The sequence below is a fragment of the Micromonospora cremea genome, assembly GCF_900143515.1.
GTDB lineage: Bacteria > Actinomycetota > Actinomycetes > Mycobacteriales > Micromonosporaceae > Micromonospora > Micromonospora cremea.
Genome location: NZ_FSQT01000002.1, coordinates 1818594 through 1838460 on the forward strand (window position 1 = coordinate 1818594; position 19867 = coordinate 1838460).

General features: G+C 71.9%; 16 protein-coding genes and 1 tRNA gene. 9 read left to right on the forward strand and 8 right to left on the reverse strand.

Annotated elements, in window-relative coordinates:
- Positions 1 to 99 precede the first annotated feature (99 nt).
- Entirely contained in the window at positions 100 to 2538 is a 2439-nt protein-coding gene (locus BUS84_RS21875; protein ID WP_074318995.1) for a penicillin-binding protein, read from the forward strand.
- A gap of 109 nt (positions 2539 to 2647) precedes the next feature.
- On the opposite strand, the gene BUS84_RS21880 is transcribed toward BUS84_RS21875, so the two are convergent.
- On the reverse strand, positions 2648 to 3103 hold the full coding sequence (locus BUS84_RS21880) for a GatB/YqeY domain-containing protein (protein WP_074315185.1): 456 nt from the start codon (positions 3101 to 3103) through the stop codon (positions 2648 to 2650).
- Positions 3104 to 3128: 25 nt separating this feature from the next.
- Here BUS84_RS21880 and BUS84_RS21885 point away from each other — a divergent pair, with 25 nt between their 5' ends.
- Together BUS84_RS21885 and BUS84_RS21890 are read left to right on the forward strand one after the other, a co-directional pair.
- Positions 3129 to 4022, forward strand: a complete 894-nt coding sequence (locus BUS84_RS21885; protein ID WP_074315186.1) for a metallophosphoesterase — start codon at positions 3129 to 3131, stop codon at positions 4020 to 4022.
- 204 nt (positions 4023 to 4226) lie between these two features.
- A tRNA-Pro gene (locus BUS84_RS21890) sits at positions 4227 to 4303 on the forward strand.
- An 800-nt stretch (positions 4304 to 5103) separates the two neighbouring features.
- Here BUS84_RS21890 and BUS84_RS21900 read toward each other — a convergent pair.
- Positions 5104 to 5526 carry an ester cyclase gene (locus BUS84_RS21900; protein ID WP_074315188.1) on the reverse strand — a complete coding sequence of 141 codons (423 nt, stop codon included), beginning with the start codon at positions 5524 to 5526 and terminating at the stop codon, positions 5104 to 5106.
- Positions 5527 to 5807: 281 nt separating this feature from the next.
- Between BUS84_RS21900 and BUS84_RS36740 the strand changes: the two genes are divergently transcribed.
- The 4 genes from BUS84_RS36740 to BUS84_RS21915 all read left to right on the forward strand — a co-directional run bounded on the left by BUS84_RS36740 (position 5808) and on the right by BUS84_RS21915 (position 10011).
- Positions 5808 to 6086 carry a TMEM175 family protein gene (locus tag BUS84_RS36740; RefSeq protein WP_159451057.1) on the forward strand — a complete coding sequence of 93 codons (279 nt, stop codon included), beginning with the start codon at positions 5808 to 5810 and terminating at the stop codon, positions 6084 to 6086.
- A gap of 11 nt (positions 6087 to 6097) precedes the next feature.
- Positions 6098 to 6424, forward strand: coding sequence for a hypothetical protein (locus BUS84_RS36745; protein WP_084757545.1), 327 nt, complete (start codon positions 6098 to 6100; stop codon positions 6422 to 6424).
- Between the two features lie 90 nt (positions 6425 to 6514).
- Positions 6515 to 9112, forward strand: a complete 2598-nt coding sequence (locus tag BUS84_RS21910) for an ATP-binding protein (protein WP_074315191.1) — start codon at positions 6515 to 6517, stop codon at positions 9110 to 9112.
- Positions 9113 to 9186: 74 nt separating this feature from the next.
- Positions 9187 to 10011, forward strand: coding sequence for a class I SAM-dependent methyltransferase (locus BUS84_RS21915; RefSeq protein ID WP_074315192.1), 825 nt, complete (start codon positions 9187 to 9189; stop codon positions 10009 to 10011).
- A gap of 25 nt (positions 10012 to 10036) precedes the next feature.
- Here the strand turns inward: BUS84_RS21915 and BUS84_RS21920 are convergent, their stop codons facing one another.
- Positions 10037 to 10510 carry a hypothetical protein gene (locus BUS84_RS21920; protein ID WP_074315194.1) on the reverse strand — a complete coding sequence of 158 codons (474 nt, stop codon included), beginning with the start codon at positions 10508 to 10510 and terminating at the stop codon, positions 10037 to 10039.
- 155 nt (positions 10511 to 10665) lie between these two features.
- Here BUS84_RS21920 and BUS84_RS21925 point away from each other — a divergent pair, with 155 nt between their 5' ends.
- Positions 10666 to 11949 (forward strand): MFS transporter, encoded by a 1284-nt coding sequence (locus BUS84_RS21925; RefSeq protein WP_074318996.1) that lies wholly within the window; start codon positions 10666 to 10668, stop codon positions 11947 to 11949.
- Between the two features lie 241 nt (positions 11950 to 12190).
- Here the strand turns inward: BUS84_RS21925 and BUS84_RS21930 are convergent, their stop codons facing one another.
- The 3 genes from BUS84_RS21930 to BUS84_RS21940 all read right to left on the reverse strand — a co-directional run bounded on the left by BUS84_RS21930 (position 12191) and on the right by BUS84_RS21940 (position 15675).
- Complete coding sequence (locus BUS84_RS21930) at positions 12191 to 13918, reverse strand: bifunctional metallophosphatase/5'-nucleotidase (protein ID WP_074315196.1); 1728 nt, start codon at positions 13916 to 13918, stop codon at positions 12191 to 12193.
- Between the two features lie 297 nt (positions 13919 to 14215).
- A complete protein-coding gene (locus BUS84_RS21935) occupies positions 14216 to 14881 on the reverse strand; it encodes a histone deacetylase (RefSeq protein ID WP_244298670.1) in 666 nt (221 codons plus the stop codon).
- 14 nt (positions 14882 to 14895) lie between these two features.
- On the reverse strand, positions 14896 to 15675 hold the full coding sequence (locus tag BUS84_RS21940) for a phosphodiesterase (RefSeq protein WP_074315198.1): 780 nt from the start codon (positions 15673 to 15675) through the stop codon (positions 14896 to 14898).
- A 244-nt stretch (positions 15676 to 15919) separates the two neighbouring features.
- Here BUS84_RS21940 and BUS84_RS21945 point away from each other — a divergent pair, with 244 nt between their 5' ends.
- A complete protein-coding gene (locus tag BUS84_RS21945) occupies positions 15920 to 17296 on the forward strand; it encodes a GGDEF domain-containing protein (RefSeq protein WP_425293497.1) in 1377 nt (458 codons plus the stop codon).
- Between the two features lie 153 nt (positions 17297 to 17449).
- Here BUS84_RS21945 and BUS84_RS21950 read toward each other — a convergent pair whose 3' ends face one another.
- Together BUS84_RS21950 and BUS84_RS21955 are read right to left on the reverse strand one after the other, a co-directional pair.
- Positions 17450 to 18508 (reverse strand): aspartate-semialdehyde dehydrogenase, encoded by a 1059-nt coding sequence (locus tag BUS84_RS21950; RefSeq protein WP_074315201.1) that lies wholly within the window; start codon positions 18506 to 18508, stop codon positions 17450 to 17452.
- Between the two features lie 5 nt (positions 18509 to 18513).
- Positions 18514 to 19779 (reverse strand): aspartate kinase, encoded by a 1266-nt coding sequence (locus tag BUS84_RS21955; protein WP_074315203.1) that lies wholly within the window; start codon positions 19777 to 19779, stop codon positions 18514 to 18516.
- Positions 19780 to 19867: the final 88 nt, after the last annotated feature.

Below are 19867 nucleotides of genomic sequence, written 5' to 3' on the forward strand. Positions count from 1 at the left end.
GTGCGTTTAGCACAACGAGGGCAGCGCGCGCAGGAAATGGGGAAAGAACGCCCCAGCGCCCCTCGTTCCCTACTCGCGTACTCTGTCGAGGTGACCTGGATGCGGAAACGTGACCACAATGTGCTGACCAACGCCGCATCGCTACTCGTATGTGGCCTGCTGGCCGGCGTGGTGGTCGCAGCGGCGGCCTTCCCCGCGGTGGCGATGTCCGGCTTGGCCGCCAAGGCCGGCGCCGAGACCTTCGGCGCCCTGCCCACGGAGCTGACGGTGGCCCGCGCGCCACAGATCAGCTACCTGCTGGCCTCGGACGGCAAGACACCGCTCGCGACGATGTACGACGAGAACCGGCGCGACGTGAAGCTCGCCGACATCTCGCCGTACATGCAGAAGGCCATCATCGCGGCCGAGGACCATGACTTCTACAAGCACAACGGCGTCGACATCAACGGTGTCGCCCGCGCCTTCGTGAACAACCAGAACGAAGGCGCCGGCCGGCAGGGCGCCTCAACGCTGACCATGCAGTACGTCCGGCTGGCCATCGCGTACTCGGCCACGCACCCGGCCGACGTGGTCGCGGCGACCGAGGACACCAGCGCCCGCAAGCTCCGCGAGATGCGGCTGGCCCTCCAGGTCGACGAGGAGTTCTCCAAGGACGAGATCCTCACCCGCTACCTCAACCTCGCCTCGTTCGGCAATGGCGCGTACGGCATCTACGCCGCCAGCCAGGTCTACTTTGGCAAGCCGCCGAGCAAGCTGACGATCGAGGAAGCAGCGCTGCTGGCCGGGATGGTGAAGGCGCCCACCACCAACGACCCGACCACCAAGGCGGGCTACCCCCTCGCGCTGAACCGACGCAACTACGTCATCCAGAACATGCTCGACATCAAGGCCATCAGCCAGCAGGAGGCCGACACGGCCAAGGCGACCAAGCTCGTGGTGAAGGACAAGCGCACCCCGAACGGCTGCGTCGCCGCCAACCTCAACAGCTGGGGCTTCTTCTGCGACTACTTCTACCGCTGGTGGATGCAGCAGGAGACGTTCGGCTCGACCTCGTACGACCGGGAGCGGCGGCTGAAGAGCGGCGGCTACACCATCGTGACCTCGCTCGAGGTTCAGGCGCAGAAGGGCGCGGACAAGGCGGTCCGCAAGGCCAAGAGCGAGAACAGCAAGGAAGCCGCCATGGTCGCGGTGGTCGAGCCCGGCAGCGGCCGGGTCCGGGCGCTCGCGGTCAACCGCCAGTTCAAGCTGGACGACCCGAAGAACCCGAAGAACAAGATCTCCAGCGATCCCGCGAAGAAGCGGAAGGGCATCCGGGGCAACTACCCGGCGACGGTCAACCCGCTGCTCACCGGCGGCGACGGCATCACCGGCTACCAGGCCGGCTCGACGTTCAAGATGTTCACCATCGTGGCGGCGCTGGAGAAGGGCATCCCCCTCAGCTACACCATCAACGCGCCGAAGCAGTTCAAGTCGGAATACATCATTGACAGCAGTAGCGACGCGGCCTGCCGCGGCACCCACTTCTACTGCCCCACCAACTCGACCGACAGCATGGCCGGCGTGCACAACATGTGGGGCGCGTTCGGCCGGTCGGTGAACACCTACTTCGTGCCACTCCAGCAGCAGGTCGGCGCGGAGAACGTGGTCAAGGCCGCCAAGAGGCTGGGCATCAACTTCCGGGCCCAGGAGGATCTGGACCTGGAGCGGGGGGCGCACCAGTGGGGCGCGTTCACCCTGGGCGTCTCGCAGACCACCCCGCTGGATCTTGCCAATGCCTACGCCACCCTGGCCGCGGACGGCAAATTCTGCGAGCCGATCCCCGTGCAGGAAATCCGGGACCCGGAGGGCAACAAGCTGGACATCGCCAACCCGCGCTGCGAGAAGCGGTTCAGCACCGAGGTGGCCCGTGCCGCTGTGGACGCGGCCCGTTGCCCGGTCGGTGACCGGTCGTCGTCCTCCAAGTGCACGGGAGCCACCGCGGGCAACGTGCGGAGGGATGTCGGTGCACCGGTGGCCGGCAAGTCCGGCACCACCGACTCGGAGAAGACCGCCTCCCTGGTCGCGATGACCAAGCAGTACGCGGTGGCCGGCATCATGGCCGACCCGGACTGGCCGCAGACCAACGTCAAGATGAAGCACGCCGAGAAGGACGGCATCAACCCGCCGGTGTGGGAGACGCTGCGGGACGCGATGAGAAACAAGCCCAAGATCCAGTTCGAGCCGCCGGGCCAGAAGATCTCCGAGGGTGACCAGCGCAACATCCCCAGCGTGAAGTGCGCGTCGGTGGACACCGCGAGGTCCCGGCTCAAGGACGCCGACTTCGAGCCAATCGTCTCCAGCACGAAGGTGACGTCGACGTGCCCGGCGGGCAGCGCCGCCGGCACCAGCCCGGACGGGCGCACCATCAAGGGTGGCGTGGTCACCATCGAGGTCAGCAGCGGCGGTGGCGCTCCTCCGCCGGGTGGCACCACCCCGGGCAACCCGAACCAGCCCGGCAACCCGCCTAATCGACCCGGCACGGGCCGCCCCGGCGGCTGAGCCGACGAGCGGACAAGCGAACGGGCGGGCACCCGAGGGTGCCCGCCCGTTCGCTTGTCCGAACTGCGTCTGCGGTGTCGGGACCGTGCTGGTCTGGGTGCCGCCGGGTTCAGAGGCCGAGCTGGCGGCGTACCTCAGCGGCCACCCGGCCACCCTCGGCCTGGCCGGCCACCGCGGCCTGGGCCGCCTTCATCGCCGGGCCCATCTGGGCCTTGCCGGTGAAGCCGCCCGCGGCGAGCGCCCCGGACACCAGCTCGGTCAGCTCGGCGTCCGAGAGCTGCTTGGGCAGGTAGCGGTCCAGCACCTCGCCCTCGGCGGTCTCCTTCGCGGCCTGCTCGGCGCGGCCGGCGTCGGCGAAGGCGGTGGCCGCCTCCCGGCGCTTCTTCGCCTCCTTGGTCAACACCGCGAGCACCTCGTCGTCGGTGAGCTCGCGCTTGGCCTTGCCGGCGACCTCGGCGGTGCCGACGGCGGCCAGGGCCATCCGCAGCGTGGAGGTGGTCAGCTCGTCGCGCGCCTTGAGGGCGGAACGCATGTCGGCGGTGAGGCGATCCTTCAGCGTGCTCATGGACGGTCAAACTACCCTGAACGGCATGCGAAAGCGCACACTATTCCGGCTCGCCGCCGGAACCGCCGCGGTCGGAGGGGCCACCCTCGCGTACGCGTCACTCGTCGAGCGCAACATGTTCACCCTGCGGCGGTACGACGTACCGATGCTGCCGACCGACGCGGAGCCGCTGCGCGTGCTGCACCTGTCGGACCTGCACATGATGCCGGACCAGGCGCGCAAGCAGCACTGGGTGGCGTCGCTGGCCGCCCTCGACCCGGACCTGGTCGTGGTGACCGGTGACAACATGGCGCACCCGGGCGCGGTGCCCGGGGTGCTGCGGGCGCTGCAACCGCTGCTGGACTACCCGGGCGCTTTCGTGTTCGGCTCCAACGACTACACCGGGCCGGTGTGGAAGAACCCGTTCACCTACTTCCTGCCGGACCGGGAGTACACCGAGGGCGTCGAGCTGCCCTACGAGGAGCTGCGCCAGGTGTTCACCGGCGCCGGCTGGTTGGACCTGAACAACGCCCGCACCATGCTCAAGGCTGGCGGCCGGCAGATCGACCTGGTGGGCGTGGACGACCCACACATCGAGCGCGACGACTACGGTGCGGTGGACGGCGCGGTCTCGTCCTCGGCAGACCTGTCCATCGCGCTGGCGCACTCCCCCGAACCGCGGGTGCTCGACCAGATGGCCGCGGACGGCTTCGGGCTGCTGCTGGCCGGGCACACCCACGGCGGGCAGGTCTGCGTACCGGGCGTCGGGGCGCTGGTGACCAACTGCGGGCTGCCCCGCTCGATGGCGCGGGGGCTGCACCGGTGGCCGGGCTCGGACTCCTGGCTGCACGTCTCCGCCGGCCTCGGCACCCACCCGACCGCCCCGGTCCGCTTCGCCTGCCCCCCGGAGGCGACCATCCTCACCCTGATCCCCCGCTAACCCGCCCCGGCGCGCCCGGTGCCGCGGCCCGGCCGCCCCGCGTCAAGATCCGCGCAACTTCAGGGAAACAGCTGCCTCACCGCGCCGCTAGACCACAACATCCCTGAAGTTGCGCGGATCTTGGCTGCTCCGGGCGGGGTCCGACCCTCGGGGGTACCGAGTTTGACCATCGGGGCGGGTGGGCTACTATTTGTCGGCACGCCTCGGGGTGTGGCGCAGCTTGGTAGCGCGCTTCGTTCGGGACGAAGAGGTCGTCGGTTCGAATCCGGCCACCCCGACCAGGTCAGAGGGCACATCCGATCCATGGATGTGCCCTCTAGTGCTTCCTGGGGACCAACTGAGTGATTATGCCTCAGCAGCCGGCGCGAAGATGCGATCCATGACAGCCGCGCCTTGAAGCAGCACGGGTCGGAGCTGATGACGGTAGATCAGGCTCACCCCACTGTCAGGCAGCAGCGACACGAAGCTGTGCCGCAGCTCACGAGGTGTCCAGGCAGCCGGATCGAGGCCAGCCAGGGTGACGACTCGGCGAAAGGCCCGACGGACGTTTGCCGTATCAAGGGCAATGCCGGCAGTCGGAAGCGAAGACCAGCCCCGAGCGGCTGCCAGTCCTTGCCGGCACAGGAGTCAGGTAGGTCCTCGAAACCGAGTCCCCCGCTGTGCGCAACACGATAATTTCGTGATATGGGCATCACCGGGGGCATAGCATGCTTTTTTCTGGTCGTCGTCATCGTGGCGGTCATCGCGTTCTGGGTGGTGCGGTACGGGTTGGGTCCGAAGAACCCACCGCCACCATCGGAGGTTCTAGAGCCGCCGCAGGACCCACGCGACCGTCGCTAATGCGGCGACCGACGAAAACCGGGCTTCCGAGTTTCAGCAGCAAGAACAATTGTCCTCGCCGGACGGGCAGACAACCAGGATGATCCACAGCCCCGACCGATCGGGGAGGGTGGTGGTTGCGGGACGGAGCCATCCCAGCCATCTGCCCAAGGAATGCCGGCGCGGTGCCGGCATGACGAAGCCCGCCGCGGCTCGACAACCCATCGGGACAGCCCGGACTGGAGGAAGGAATGGGCTGCGCTTACCGCGTGCGGTCGGTGAGTTGCTGGTAAACCTCGAACGCGTTGCGCTCGACACGGTTCGAAAGCAACATGCCGTCCTCGCGTACCGCCCAGACGGCCGTACCGGATATCTCGAGTGGCGCGCCGTCCGGGGCGGTTCCGAACACGCCGTTGTTGTTGCCCGTCAACCAGAAGATGGACGCCACGCGCGAACCGTCGTGGTTCTCGAACGACTCGATGATCTTGAAATCGAGATTGTCGATGACCGCGCTGAAGCCCCGCACCCACTCCTTGAAGCGGGCGCGCGACTCGACGCGCTTGCCACCGGAGATGAGGACGAAGTCCTCCACCACGAGCTCGTCGATGGCTTCGTAGTCCTGCGGCGCCTGCCAGACACGCGCCCAGAAGTTGTGCACGGCGTCGATACCGGAACGCTTGGTCACGCTGTTCAACCCTTCGCAACGGAAAGCCCGCAGACGCGCTGCGGGTATCAGGCAAGGCCGCACGCCAACGAGGGTCGGGAAGGTACGCCCGTACTTACCGTAGTCACCCGGCGACGCCTGGAGCCCCGGGATCCGGGGTTGAGTAGGACCGGACGAGGGAGAACGAGAGGGCTGGCGGATGATGCCGGCCCGCTGACCGGGGCGGCGTGGCGGCGACCGGGCCGGCGGTAGCGGAACGGGTTGATTCTCCGCGGCCCGTCGAGTGTTGCGGTAGAAGTCGAGTGAGCCGAACTCGGCTGGAGGTATTCAGTGATGCGGTCTTCGCCGTCGCGATCACGCTGCTCGCGCTGAACCTGTCGGTGGCCGGCCCGGGTCATGGCCCGCTCCTGCATCAAGTCGCGGACCACTGGTCTTCATTCGTCGCCTACCTGATCAGCTTCTCCACCATCGGGCTCATCTGGGTCAACCACCACGCCCTCATCGCGAACCTCGCCGTCGTCGACCGATCCTGGCCCTGCTCAACCTCATCCTGCTGCTGTTCGTCGTCCTCATCCCGGTAGACACGGCGACGGTGGCCAAGTACCTCACGCGGGGCGGGCAGGACGCCCAGGTGGCGGTGATTCTGTATGCGGCCGCCTTCCTGGGGATGGGGCTGAGCTTCGCCGTGATCTTCGAATGGACGTTGCGGCCCGGGCGGCTCCAGCAGCCAGTGCCGGAGCGGACCCGTTGGAAGGTGCGGCTGCGATTTGGCGCAGCGTCGGTCCTGTATCTGGCCGCGATCGCCGTCGCCTTCGTCAGCCCGCCGGTGGCACTGGTCATCGTCGCCGCCGTCCCCGTCTACTACATCTTCGAACGCGCCCCGGCGCTCGGCTCCCCCGCAGGCGCTCGGCAGCAATGAGCCGCTGCTGAGCGAGGGTCCAACCCGGAGGTCGTCGAGCGTCTCCACCGGAACACCGGCAGGACGCTTTGCTGACTAGCATCGACCGTGATGGAGCTGCTGGAGCGCACGGAAGCGCTCGCCACCCTGGACAGGCTGCTGGCCTTCCCCGGCGGCGCGATCGCGCTCGTCGCAGGCGAGGCGGGTGCCGGCAAGTCCGTCCTGGTCAGCAGGTTCGCGGCGACGGCCGCGCCCCGCGCCCGGGTGCTCTGGGGCAGCTGTGACCCGCTGCTGACGCCGCGGGCACTCGGCCCACTGCACGACATCGCCCGTCAGGTCCGCGGCGTACTCGCGGAGCGACTGACCGCGCTGCACGCGGCGGCGGAGGCCGAACGCCGCGGCGCGGTGTTCGACGCGCTGCTCGACGAGCTCACCGACCCCCGGCCCGGGCGCCCGACGGTGATGGTGGTGGAGGACGCGCACTGGGCGGACGGGGCGACTCTGGACCTGATCGCGTACCTGGGGCGACGGCTGGCACGCCACCCGGCGCTGCTGGTGCTCACCCTGCGCGACGACGAGGTCGGGGCGGAGCATCCGCTGCACGGTGTGCTCGCCGGCCTGCCCCGGCCGCTGGTCCACCGGCTGCCGCTGCCCGCCCTGTCCACGGACGCCGTCGCGGCGTTGGCCCGCCGCGCCGGCCGCGCCCCGGCCGGGTTGTACCAGGTCACCGGGGGTAACCCGCTGCTGGTCACCGAGGTGCTGGCCGCGACCGGTCCGGGTGTGCCGCCGACCGTACGCGACCTGGTGCTGGCCCGGCTGGCCGCGCTGTCGCCGCCAGCGCGGGAGGTCGCCGCCCAGGTCTCGGTGGTGCCGTCCCGGGCCGAGCCGTACCTGCTGGACGATCACCCGCCGGCCGCCGTGCAGGAGTGCCTGGACCGGGGCGTGCTGGTGCCGGCGGGCAACGCGGTGGCCTTCCGGCACGAACTGCTGGGCCGGGCGGTGCGGGAGTCACTGTCTCCGGTGCGCCGGGCCGCACTGCACGCCGCCGTGCTGGCCCGGCTCACCCCGCGGGCCGACGTCGACGCCGCCCGGCTGGTGCACCACGCGCACCACGCCGACGATCCCACGGCGGTGCTGCGCTGGGCGCCCGTGGCGGCACTGCGCGCGAGCCGGGCGGGTGCGCACCGGCAGGCGGCCGACCACTACACCGTCGCGCTCCCGCACGCCGCGAATCTGCCGCCGGCACGCCGTGCCGACCTGCTGGAGGCGTACGCGACCGCCGCCTATCTCGCCGGGCTGGGCGCGCAGGCGCTCGCCGCGTGGCGGGACGCGCTGGCCCTGCGGGAGGCCGAGGGCGATCCGCTGCGCATCGGCAACAACCTGCGGTGGGTGTCCCGGCTCTGCTGGTGGACCGGGGACAGCACGGCAGCCCGGGCGGCGGGCACCCGCGCGGTCCAGGTGCTGGAGTCCGCGCCCCCCGGCGTGCAGTTGGCCATGGCGTACAGCAACATGTCGCAGCTGCTCATGCTCGGCGACGACAACGACCGGGCCATCGACTGGGGTGGCCGGGCCCGGGAGCTGGCCCGGCGGCTCGGCGACGTGGAGACCGAGGCCCACGCCCTGGTCAACGTCGGCTCGGCGCGCCTTCAGCGCGGCGATGTCGCCGGGGTCATCGAACTCGAACGTGGGCACGCGCTGGCCGCCGCCCACCACCTCGACGACCACGCGGCCCGCGCGCTGGTCAATCTCGCCACCATGTCGGTGGACTGGCACCGGTTGGCGCCGGCCGCCGAGGCGCTCGACCGCGCGCTGCGCTTCACCACCATTCGGGACCTCGACGGGTACTCCCGCCATCTGCTCGGCTACCGGGCCCGGCTGCGGCTGGCCACCGGGGACTGGTCCGGCGCCCGCGCCGACGCCGAGCAGGCGTTGACCGGCACCGAGCAGCCCGGAGGGAGTCTGGCCCCGGCGCTGGTCACGCTGAGCCGGCTCGACGCCCGGTGCGGCGGCACGGCCGGGCCACCACACCTGGACAGCGCTACCCGCTGGGCCGTGCAGAGCCAGGAACTCCAGTTCGTCGTGCCGGTGGCCGCGGCCCTGGCGGAACGGCACTGGCTGGCCGGCGAGCCGACACGAACAGTCGCCGAGCTGCGCCGCGCCCATCGGCTCGCGGTCGAGGCGGGCCAACCGTGGTTCGCCGGCGAGCTGGCGTACTGGCTGTGGCGGGCCGGGGAGCCGGTCGGGGACACCGGCACGCTGGCGTCGCCGTACCGGCGGCTGATCGAGGGCGACTGGGCCGGTGCGGCCGAGGAGTGGCGCCAGCTCGGCTGCCCGTACACCCGGGCGGAGGCGCTGGCCTGCGGCGACGACGCCGCGGCCGGCGAAGCGCTGCGGATCCTGGCCGGGCTGGGTGCGGTCGCCGTGGCCCGGCGGGTCCGGGCCGAGCTGCGCGGACGCGGGACAGCCCGGGTACCACGGGGGCCGCGCCCGGCGACGGCCGCACACCCGGCGGGCCTGACCGCCCGGCAGCGGGAGGTGCTCGCGCTGCTGGCCGAGGGGCTGAGCAACGCCGAGATCGCGGCCCGGCTCTCGCTCTCCACCCGGACCGTCGGTCACCACGTGTCGGCGGTGCTGGACAAACTCGCGGTGCCCAGCCGAGGTCAGGCGGTCGCGGCGGCCCGCCGGCGGGGCCTGGTGCCCCCAACATAGGTGTTTCTGCCGATCCCCCTGGGCAGCGCGGCACCTAGCGTCGGTGGCACAACGATCCGTCCGAGGGGGGCAACATGACCACCGCACTCGATCTCAACGCCGTGAAGGCACGCCAGCAGGTGACCTGGGCCAGCGGCGACTACGGCGCGGTCGCCGCACTCATCCACCCGATCGCCGAGTGGCTGGTGGCGGCGGCCGACCTGCCGGCTGGCGCCCGGGTGCTGGACGTGGCGACCGGCACCGGCAACGCCGCCATCGCCGCCGCGCGCTGCGGCTGCGTGGTGACCGGCGTCGACTACGTACCCGAACTCCTGGAGCGCGGCCACGCCCGGGCGGCGGCGGAGCGGCTGCCGGTCACCTTCGTGACCGGCGACGCGGAGCGGCTGGCGTACCCCGACGGTTCCTTCGACGCGGTGCTCTCCGTCGTCGGCGTGATGTTCGCGCCGGACCAGGAACGGGCCGCGGCGGAGCTGGTCCGGGTCTGCCGACCCGGCGGCACGGTGGCGTTGGCGTCGTGGACGCCCCAGGGGTTCATCGGCGACCTGTTCCGCACGGTCGGGCGGCACGTGCCGCCGCCGGCCGGGCTACGCCCGCCGGTCCAGTGGGGCGACGAGGGCCGGCTCCGCGAGCTGCTGGGCGGGTCCGTGGGCGAACTGCGGGCGATACGCCGTGAGTTCGTCTTCCGGTTCCGCACTCCGGAGGAGTTCGCCGACTTCTTCCGGGCCAACTACGGCCCGACGCTAAAGGCGTTCGAGGCGCTGCCCGAGGAGCGACGACCGCAACTGCACGCCGACCTGATCGAGCTGGCCCGGACGAACAACCGCGCCAGCGACGGCACGGTACGGATCCCGGCGGAGTACCTGGAGGTGGTGGCGCAGCGGACGCCCGAGCCGGCATGACCCGGGGAGCGCACCGGGCGTGGCGTCAGTCCTGCCGTTCGGTGCGCTCGATCTCGGCGAACGCGGCGGCCAGGTAGCCGTCGAGCGGCCGGCCGGCGGCCGACACCAGGTCGGCGACGAGCAGCGGGGCGTGCCGGGCGATCGCCTCCGGGCCCGGCGGGTTGTCGTCGTCGCCCGGGTCGTACACACCGAGCGCCCCGGCGAGCAGCACCAGCACCACGTGCGGGTCGATCTCCGGAAGCCAGCCGGCGGCCGAGCGAACGCAGGTCTCCAGCACCTGGCGGACGTCGTTGCCGTCCAGCCCGTCCGGATGTGTCTCCTCCATCAGCAGCCGGACCGCCGCGCCGAGCACCAAGCCGGACCGGTCGGCACCGGTGAGCCGCTCCACGGCCGCCGCGTACGCCGTGGGGTCGCGCTGCTGTGCGGCGGCGACGGCCTCGCCGGCGGCGACGGCGATCTCACGGGCCGGTGCGGGTAGATGTCGCCAGGTCACGCTCACCGGGCCAGCATGGCAGAGCGCACCGACAGCCGGCGCGCGCACCGACCGGGCGGGACGGGCCGCGTCGTGGGATCCGTCACGGACCGGCGACGGGCGCGCGGGGGCCGCGGTAATCGGGTCGCCAATCGTCACACCCGGCGAAGAGAATGCCGGACATGCTGCGTCGCTCCCTCCCCCGCCGTTCGGAAGCTCGCCGGCTCCTCATCGGCACCCTGCTGTCGGCGATCGGGCGCGGGCTGACCCTGCCGTTCCTGTTCATCTACCTGACCGACGTGCGCGGGCTCACCGACACCCGCGCCGGCCTGGTGATCGGCTGGTACGGCGCGGTCACCCTGGCACTGTCGCCGCTGGGCGGGACGCTGATCGACCGGTTCGGCGCCCGCCGGGTCGTGGTCCCGTGCCTGCTGATCGAGGCGGTGGGCACCGGCTCGCTGGCGCTGGTCCACTCGACCGATTCGGCCCTGCTGGTGATGACGGTGGTCGCCATCGGCAGCTCGGCGATCTGGTCCGGGCAGAACACGATCCTCGCCTCGCTCACCGACGACGACGAGCGGCAGCGCGTCTTCGGGCTGAACTTCGCCCTGCTCAACCTCGGCATCGGTATCGGCGGCATGACCTCCGGCGCGATCATCGACACGGCCCGACCCGCCACGTTCCAGGTGATCTACCTGCTGGACGCGGTCAGCTACCTGATGCCGGCGCTGATCCTGCTCACCCTGCCGGGCGTCGGCCACCGGCTCGGCCAGCGTCGGTCCGGCGACGAGCCGTCGCCCGGCGGCTACCTGACCGTGCTCCGCGACCGCCCGTTCCGCCGGCTGGTGATCTTCGGCCTGGTCCTCACCACCTGCGGGTACGCCCAGATCGAGGTGGGCTTCGCCGCGTACGCCGTGCGGGTCGCCGAGGTCAACCCCCGGGTGGTGGCCTGGGCGCTCGCGGCCAACACCGTGATGATCGTGCTCGCCCAGCTGCTGGTGATCCGCCGGATCGAGGGGCGGAGCCGCACCGGTGCGCTCGCGGTGGTCGGCGCCGTGTTCGCCACCGCCTGGTTGGTCCTCGGCGCGGCTGGCCTGGTCAGCACCGAAAGCGCCCTGGTGGCCGCCCTGTGCGTGGTGGCCTGCTCGGCGATCTTCGGCTTCGGCGAGACGATGCTGTCGCCGGTAATGCCGGCGCTGACCAACGCCCTGGCCACCGACGAACTGCGCGGCCGGTACAACGCGATGAGTTCGATGATCTTCGGAGTCAGTGGCGTGATCGGTCCGGTGACGGCCGGCCCGCTCATCGGCGCGGCCAACGGCATGGTCTGGGTGGCCGTCGTGGTCGGCGGCTGCCTGGTCGCCTCGCTCGTGGCGCTCTCCCTGCGCCGGCTGCTCACCGCCGAGCAGGACGGTCGGGTGACGACCGGCTCGACCTCCCCCGAGCCGGCACCCGCCCACGCCTGAGCCCGGCCGGTCCGGCCCGGCCCGGCAAGACCTTGCTCGATCCTGGATCCAGTGGCATCGACGACAAGGGGCACAGAGGCCACTACTTCCATGTTCGAGTGTGATCATGGGACGTCGCCGGAGCAGCGCGCCCGGCCGGGTGGCGCGTGGTGTTGGCATCCCGCCGGTGGCGCGGCGTTTGCTGGGACGGGTCGGGCCCCGGAGCGGGTGCTCCGGGGCCCGATCGTCGCGGGGTCGTCCGTCAGGCGGCGGGGACCTCGGCGGTGGTGCGGATCCGGTCCAGCGCCGGAGCGGAGACCGGCGACTGCGCCGTCAGGTACGCCACGAACGCGTCCAGGTCGATCATGCCGGTGACCAGGTTCGTGCCCGCGGTGAGCGCGCTGAACCCGTCGCCGCCGCCGGCCAGGAAGTTGTTCACCGTGATCCGGTAGGTGGCGGCGGGGTCAACGGCGGTGCCGCCGATGGTGAGGCTGCCCGGGACCACGCGGGTGCCGGCGCACGGGTTGGCCGCGGTCGCGGTGGTGCCGTTCAGGTCGACCACGTAGCGCAGGGTCGAGGACGGGTAGAGCGTCCGCCCGGTGACGAACTGCTGCTCCAGTACGCAGTAGAGCTGCGCGCCGGTCAGGTCGAGCGTCACCAGGTTGTTGGCGAACGGCTGCACCGTGAACGCCTCCCCGTAGGTGACGGGTCCGGCGTCCAGGCCGGCCCGGACCCCGCCCGGGTTCATGAGAGCGGCGACGGCGTTTTGCTCGTCGTCGGTGGCGGCCAGCTGAGCGTCCGCGATCAGGTTGCCCAGCGGCGACTCGCCGCACGAGTTCGGCACCTGGGGCGAGCAGGTGGCGAGCAGGTTCTCCTGGGTCGTCCCGATCGCGGTGGTGGTCACGCCGACCTGGCGGTCGGCGACCGGGCCGAGCACGGTCTTGTAGCGGTCGATCAGCTCGGTCTGCTTCGGGTCCTTCGCCACGTCGCGGCTGACCACGACGTTGTTCGCGGCGGCGGAGAGCACGTCCCCGCTCCGACGGTCGATCTTGAGGTCGATGTCGGTGACCAGGCGACCGAACGAGCTGGCGCTGGTGACCAGCTTGCCGTTGATGTCGCAGTTGTACGCCTGGTGGGTGTGCCCGCTGACCACCACGTCGATCGACGGGTCCATCCGGTTGGCGATGTCCACGATGGGGCCGGTCATGCCGACGCAGTCGTTGATGCCGCCGGTCGCGGCCTGGGCGCCACCCTCGTGCAGCAGCACGACGATCGTCTCCACGCCCTTGGCGCGCAGCTCGCGGGCGTACCGGTTGGCGGTGAGCGCCTCGTCGGCGAAGGTGAGCCCGGCGACGCCCTGCTGGCTGACGATCTGCGGGGTGCCCTCCAGGGTCATCCCGATGAAGCCGACCTTGACGCCCTGCACCTTGTGGATCGCGTACGGCGCCATCAGCGGCTTGCCGGTCGCGGTCGTGAAGGCGTTCGCGGACAGGTACTGGAAGCTGGCGCCCCGGTACGGGGTGCCGTCGGCGCAGCCGTCCACCGGGTGGCAGCCGCCGTTCTGGATCCGCAGCAGCTCGGCGGCGCCCTCGTCGAACTCGTGGTTGCCGACGCTGGCGTAGTCCAGGCCGGCCATGCTCAGTGCTTCGATGGTCGGCTCGTCGTGGAACGCCGCGGAGAGCAGCGGGGACGCGCCGATCAGGTCGCCGGCGGCGACCGTGATGGTGTTCTGCTTCTTGGCGGCGGCGCGCAGCTCGGCCAGGTGGGTCGCCAGGAACTCGACGCCGCCCGCGGCCTGCCCGGCGATGGTGCCGCTGGTCCCGGTCGGCGGTTCGAGGTTGCCGTGGAAGTCGTTGAGGGCCAGCAGGGTGACGTCGACCGGCTTCGGTCCCGCCTCTGCCTGCTCGGGAGTGGTGGCGACCGCGCCGAACGCGGCCAGCGCGAGTGCGGTCAGGCCGACGGCGGCCCGACGCATCCCGGGGATGGACATGGAACTCCTCGTGAGAATCGGCGTGTGCGGTGCCCGGACTGTGGGTCGACCGGGCCGCCGACCGACGCCGTCGGAAGGGTCGATCGCGGATGCCGGCGGTTGGGATCGCCGCCCGCCCGGACAGCCTCTCATTCAGACGCCCACCGGTCGACCCGGGCAGCACATCAGAGCTGCGGATACACCGGACGGCCCGGGGGCGGCGGCCGATCGGGCCGACCTGACCGTCGGTTGACGGCAGTCCGACGGACATGGTCGGACGAGTGGTCCAGAAAGGACGCGATCAGCGTGCCGCGGCGGTCAGCCGGCGGCGAGCGCCTCCGTGACCAGCGCCACGACGGCGTCGGGCGGCCAGCCGTCCGCGACCCCGGGGCGCTGCGCCAGGTAGCCGGCGATCCGTTCGGCCGGCCAGCCGTGCGACTCGTGCAGCCCTCGGGCGATCATGCCGAGGTAGACCGGCGCCGGCGGCCGGCAGCGCACGGCGGACGCCGGCTCCGGCGCGGTGAAGGTGAGCATCGGGGCCTCCGCGCGGTGGCCCGGGCAGACCAGCGTCTCGTAACGCCCCGGGCCGAGCGTGGCCCGTCCGTCGGCGACGGCCGCGTCGATCGCCGCGCCGGTCGCCGCGATCAGGTCGGCGTGACCTGCTGGTCGGTACATCTCCTGCGCCGCGATGTCGGTGAACTGTTCGAGGGTGACCAGGTAGGCGCGGGCAGCGGCGACGCCCGGCAGCTGCGGGTCGTAGAACGCCATCCCGCCGGTCCAGGCGCCGGACTCGCCAGCGAAGTAGATGCCGCCGGGCAGCGACACCGGCACCGACCGGCTCGGTGGACGGCGGTCCCGGCAGCCCGGGTAGGTTCGCCGCCCACCGGGCGGGCAGCCGCCGCCGATGTACCACGCCAGCCGGGCGGCGCGCATGTTCGAGCCGTACGCGACGTACCAGACCAGCCGCTCCTCGGTGTCGGCCACGACGGGCGGCGTCCTCAGAAGCCGCACGTCTGGCCGGCGGAGTGGCTGACCTGCGCCGTGTGCGTCACGCAGCCGCCCGGCTCGACCGCGTGCAGCAGGAAGGCCGTCGGCTCGGCGACCCAGCCGATCAGCTCGTCGGCGCTCATGGTGAGCGTGCTCTGTCGCCAGGTGCTGGGCGCCACGGTGAGCACGGTGCCGGCGTACCCCGTGGCGACCGGGCGGTGCAGGTGCCCGGCGGCGACCCGCACGACGTGCCGGTGCCGGCCGATCACCTCGGCCAGCGCGTCGCCGTCGGCGAGCCGGATGGCGTCGGCCGCCGGGATGCCGACCGCGACCGGCGGGTGGTGCAGGCAGACCACCGCGGGCACCTCGGGCCGCCCGGCCAGCACGCCGTCGAGCCAGCCGAGCTGCTCCTCGCCGAGCTGGCCGCCGTCGCTGCCGGGGATGAGCGAATCGAGCACCACGACGGTCGCCGCCTCATGGACGACGTGGTAGTAGGCGGAGAACCCGCCGCCGAGCCAGGGCGTACCGCCGAAGGCGTCGAGCAGGGACTCCCGGTCGTCGTGATTGCCGGCGACCAGGTGCACCGGCAGCGGGAACCGGCCGATCAGCTCGCGCAGCGCGGCGTACTCGTCGGGCCGGCCATGGTCGACCAGGTCCCCGGTGATCACCACGCAGTCCGGTCGGGGCCGCAGCGCCAGCACCCGGCCGAGCGCGCGGTGCAGCCCGGCGGCCGGCTCGGCGGCGAGTATGCCGGTGGTCAAATGGGGGTCACTGAGCTGGGCGATGAGCATGGGCTCGCCTCCTCGGTGCCGGAAGCTCCACGCTATCGCCGGCCGACGCCGTCCGGGGACCGCGTCGCCCACAGGCTGCGTCCACAGGCTGTGGATGGCACATGTGTACGAAGCCCGGCCGACCCCGAGCGGCCGTGAGTACGCTTGATCGTGCGGCTTGGCGCCGGCCGGCCCCTCCCCTACCTGGAACGACGTGCGAGTGGATCATCAGCGAGTCATCCGTGACGTCACCGTCCGCCTGCCGATGGCGTCGAGCGCGCAAGAGGCCTGCCGGTGGACGGTCACCGCGCTGTCCCGCTACACCCCGGCGACCATCTCCGTGCTGCTCCAGGTCCACGACCGGCTGCGCTGCGTCGCGGCGACCGGCGCCTGGCAGGTCTTCGCCACCGTGCCGCCGGGGACCGGGATCGTCGGCCGGGTGTACGAGACCGGCACCGCGGCCGTCGTCCCGGACGTCACCGCCGACCCGGACTACCTGCCGGTACGCCCGGACGTGACCGCGGAGCTGTGCGTACCGGTGCTGGATCCGTCGGGCCGGCCGCTCGGCGTGCTCGACCTGCAGTGGAGCGGGCCGGTCGACCTGGAGCCGTGGCGGGAGACCGCGCAGCGGCTGGCCGCCCGGCTCGGCGCGCGGATCATCGCGCTCGGCGGCCCGCCAGCGGAGAGCCGCAGCGAGAAGTTGCTCCGGCACGCCGCCGCCGTCTCCTCCGCGCCGACCGAATGGGATCTGATGGGCGCGGCGAGCTGCGCCGCTCGGGAGGTCTCCACCCTGTCCACGGCGGTGCTGCTGATCGCCGGCCCAGAGGGTGCCCTGCTGGGGCCGTCGCCGCTGGTCCCGGGCGAGCTGGAGACCCGGATCCGCGCCGAGCTGACGGAGGCGGGTCCGACCGCACTCGGTCGGATGGTCGACCGGGCGCACCGGTACGGCGCCGGATACACCCTGGGCGAGGCGGGTCAGCCCCCGACCGAGGACTACCGGCCGTTGACCCGGGCCGGGGTGCGCACGCTCGTCGCCGTCCCCGTCGGGCCGGCGGACGCGGGCGGGGTGCTGCTCGTCGCCGACGAGCGGCTGCTGCGCCCCGACCCGACCACGGTCAGCCTGATGGAACTGCTCGCCGGGCAGGCCTGGACCAGCCTGGACCGGCTGCGCACGCTGGCCCGGCTGCGGGAACAGGCCAGCTCCGACCCGCTGACCGGGCTGCGACACACCGGCCCGTTCGGGCAGCGGATCGCGGCAGCCACCCCTGGCCGTACGGCCCTGCTCGCGATCGACGTGGACGGTTTCAAAACCGTCAACGACACGTACGGCCACCAGGCCGGCGACCGGGTGCTGGTCGGGCTGGCCCGGGCGCTGGAGGGGGCGCTGCGGCACGGCGACGAGCTGTACCGGATCGGCGGCGACGAGTTCGTCGCGGTGATCGAGGTGAGCCGCCCGGAGGAGGCGGTCCGGATCGCCGAGCGGCTGACCGAGGCGGCTCGGCGCACCGGCCGCACGATCAGCGTGGGTGTCGCGCTGCCCCGCCCCGGTGAGTCTCCCGATCTCACCCTCCGCCGCGCCGACCAGGCCCTCTACGCCGTCAAGCGCCAGGGCCGCGACGGCGTCCACCTGTCCGCCGCCTAACCCCGCCCCGCCCCTCCCGCGCCCCGCGCCCTCTCGCGCGCGTCTCCCGCCCCAGCCCGCGTCGATCTAGGGCATATCGCTGCGTCAGGAGATCAACTCGCGACGATGTGCCCTAGATCAACGGGGCTGGGCGGGGAGAGGGCGGCGCGGGGGTTAGGCGGTCAGGTCCTTGGCCAGGAGTTCGGCGATCTGGGCGGTGTTCAGGGCGGAGCCCTTGCGCAGGTTGTCGCCGGTGATGAAGAGGTCGAGGGCGCGCGGGTCGTCGAGGGCGCGGCGGATCCGGCCGACCCAGGACGGGTCGGTGCCGACCGCGTCGATCGGCATCGGGAACTCACCCGCGGAGGGGTCGTCGACCAGGATCACTCCGGGGGCGTTGCGCAGCACCTGGCGGGCGCCTTCGGCGTCCACCTCGGTGGCGAAGACCGCGTGCACGGCCACCGAGTGGCCGGTCACCACCGGCACCCGGACGCAGGTGGCAGAGACCTTCAGGTCGGGCAGGCCGAGGATCTTCCGCGATTCGTTGCGGAGCTTCAGCTCCTCGGACGACCAGCCGCCGTCGGCGGGTGAGCCGGCCCAGGGCACCACGTTGAGCGCCAGTGGCGCCGGGAACGGCCCCAGGTCGTCGCCGACCGCCTGCCGCACGTCGCCGGTCCGCGAGCCGAGCCCGCGGCCTCCGGCGACCTTGGCGAGCTGGTCGTGCAGGATCTCCACGCCGGCCTGGCCGGACCCGGACACCGCCTGGTAGGAGGCGAGCACCAATTCCCGCAGGCCGTACTCGCGGTGCAGCGGGGCGACCGCCACGATCATCGCGAGGGTGGTGCAGTTGGCGTTCGCGATGATGCCCCGGGGCCGGTTGCGGACCTGCTCCGGGTTGATCTCCGGGACCACCAGCGGAACGTCCCGGTCCATGCGGAAGGCACCGGAGTTGTCGACCACGATCGCGCCACGGCCGACGGCGACCGGCGCCCACTCGGCGGAGACCTCGTCGGGTACGTCGAACATCGCCACGTCGACGCCGTCGAACGCCTCCGGGGTCAGCGCCTGGACGACGAGTTCCTCGCCCCGGCAGCGCACCCGCCGCCCGACCGAACGCTCCGAGGCGAGCAGCCGGATCTCGCCCCAGACGTTGCGACGCCCGGTGAGCAGCTCACACATCACGGTGCCGACGGCACCGGTCGCTCCGACCACGGCGAGGGTGGGCAGCGCCGTCATCGGCGCTACCTACCCGTCCCCGCGTAGACCACGGCTTCGGTGTCGCCACCCAGCTCGAACGCGTCGTGGATGGCGCGGACCGCGGCGTCGAGGTCGGTGTCCCGGCAGACCACGGAGACCCGGATCTCGGAGGTGGAGATCATCTCGATGTTGACCCCGGCCGCGCCGAGGGCGGCGAAGAAGCCGGCGGCCACACCGGGGTGCGAGCGCATGCCGGCGCCGATCAGCGAGACCTTGCCGACGTGGTCGTCGTAGAGCAGGCCCTTGAACTTGACCGACTCCTGGATCTTGCTGAGCGCGGCCATCGCGGTCGGGCCGTCGGTCTTGGGCAGGGTGAACGAGATGTCCGTCCGGCCGGTGCCCTCGGTGGAGACGTTCTGCACGATCATGTCGATGTTGATCTCGGCGCCGGCGACCGTGTCGAAGATCCGCGCGGCGGCACCCGGCTCGTCGGGCACCCCGACGATCGTGATCTTGGCCTCGCTGCGGTCGTGCGCGACCCCGGTGATCAGTGCCTGCTCCACGGAAAGGTCCTCCATCGATCCGGTGACCATCGTGCCGGTGTTGGTCGAGTATGACGAACGGACGTGGATCGGCAACCCCGCACGCCGGGCGTACTCCACGCTACGCAGGTGCAGGACCTTCGCGCCGCACGCGGCCAGCTCCAGCATCTCCTCGTACGTGATCTGCCGGATGTGCCGGGCGTTGGGCACGATCCGCGGGTCGGCGGTGAAGATGCCGTCGACGTCGGTGTAGATCTCGCAGACGTCGGCGTGCAGCGCGGCGGCGAGCGCGACAGCCGTGGTGTCGGAACCGCCCCGGCCCAGCGTGGTCACGTCCTTGGTGTCCTGCGAGACGCCCTGGAAGCCAGCCACGATGACCACCGAGCCCTCGTCGAGCGCGCCCTTGAGCCGCCCGGGGGTGACGTCGATGATCCGTGCGCGGCCGTGCACCGAGGTGGTGATCACGCCGGCCTGCGAGCCGGTGAACGAGCGTGCCTCGTACCCCAGGTTGTGGATGGCCATGGCCAGCAGCGCCATGGAGATCCGCTCCCCGGCGGTGAGCAGCATGTCCAGCTCGCGGCCCGGTGGCAGCGGGCTGACCTGGTTGGCCAGGTCGAGCAGCTCGTCGGTGGTGTCCCCCATCGCCGAGACCACCACCACCACGTCGTCGCCGGCCTTGCGGGCGGCGACGATGCGCTCGGCCACCCGCTTGATGCGCTCGGCATTGCCGACGGAGGACCCGCCGTACTTCTGCACCACGAGTGCCACGACGGTGCACTCCCTCCCAGTGACCCTGAGCGTGCCGACGCCGCCGGAACCGGGGCCGGCGGCGCGTGTCAGACCCTTTGAGGGTATC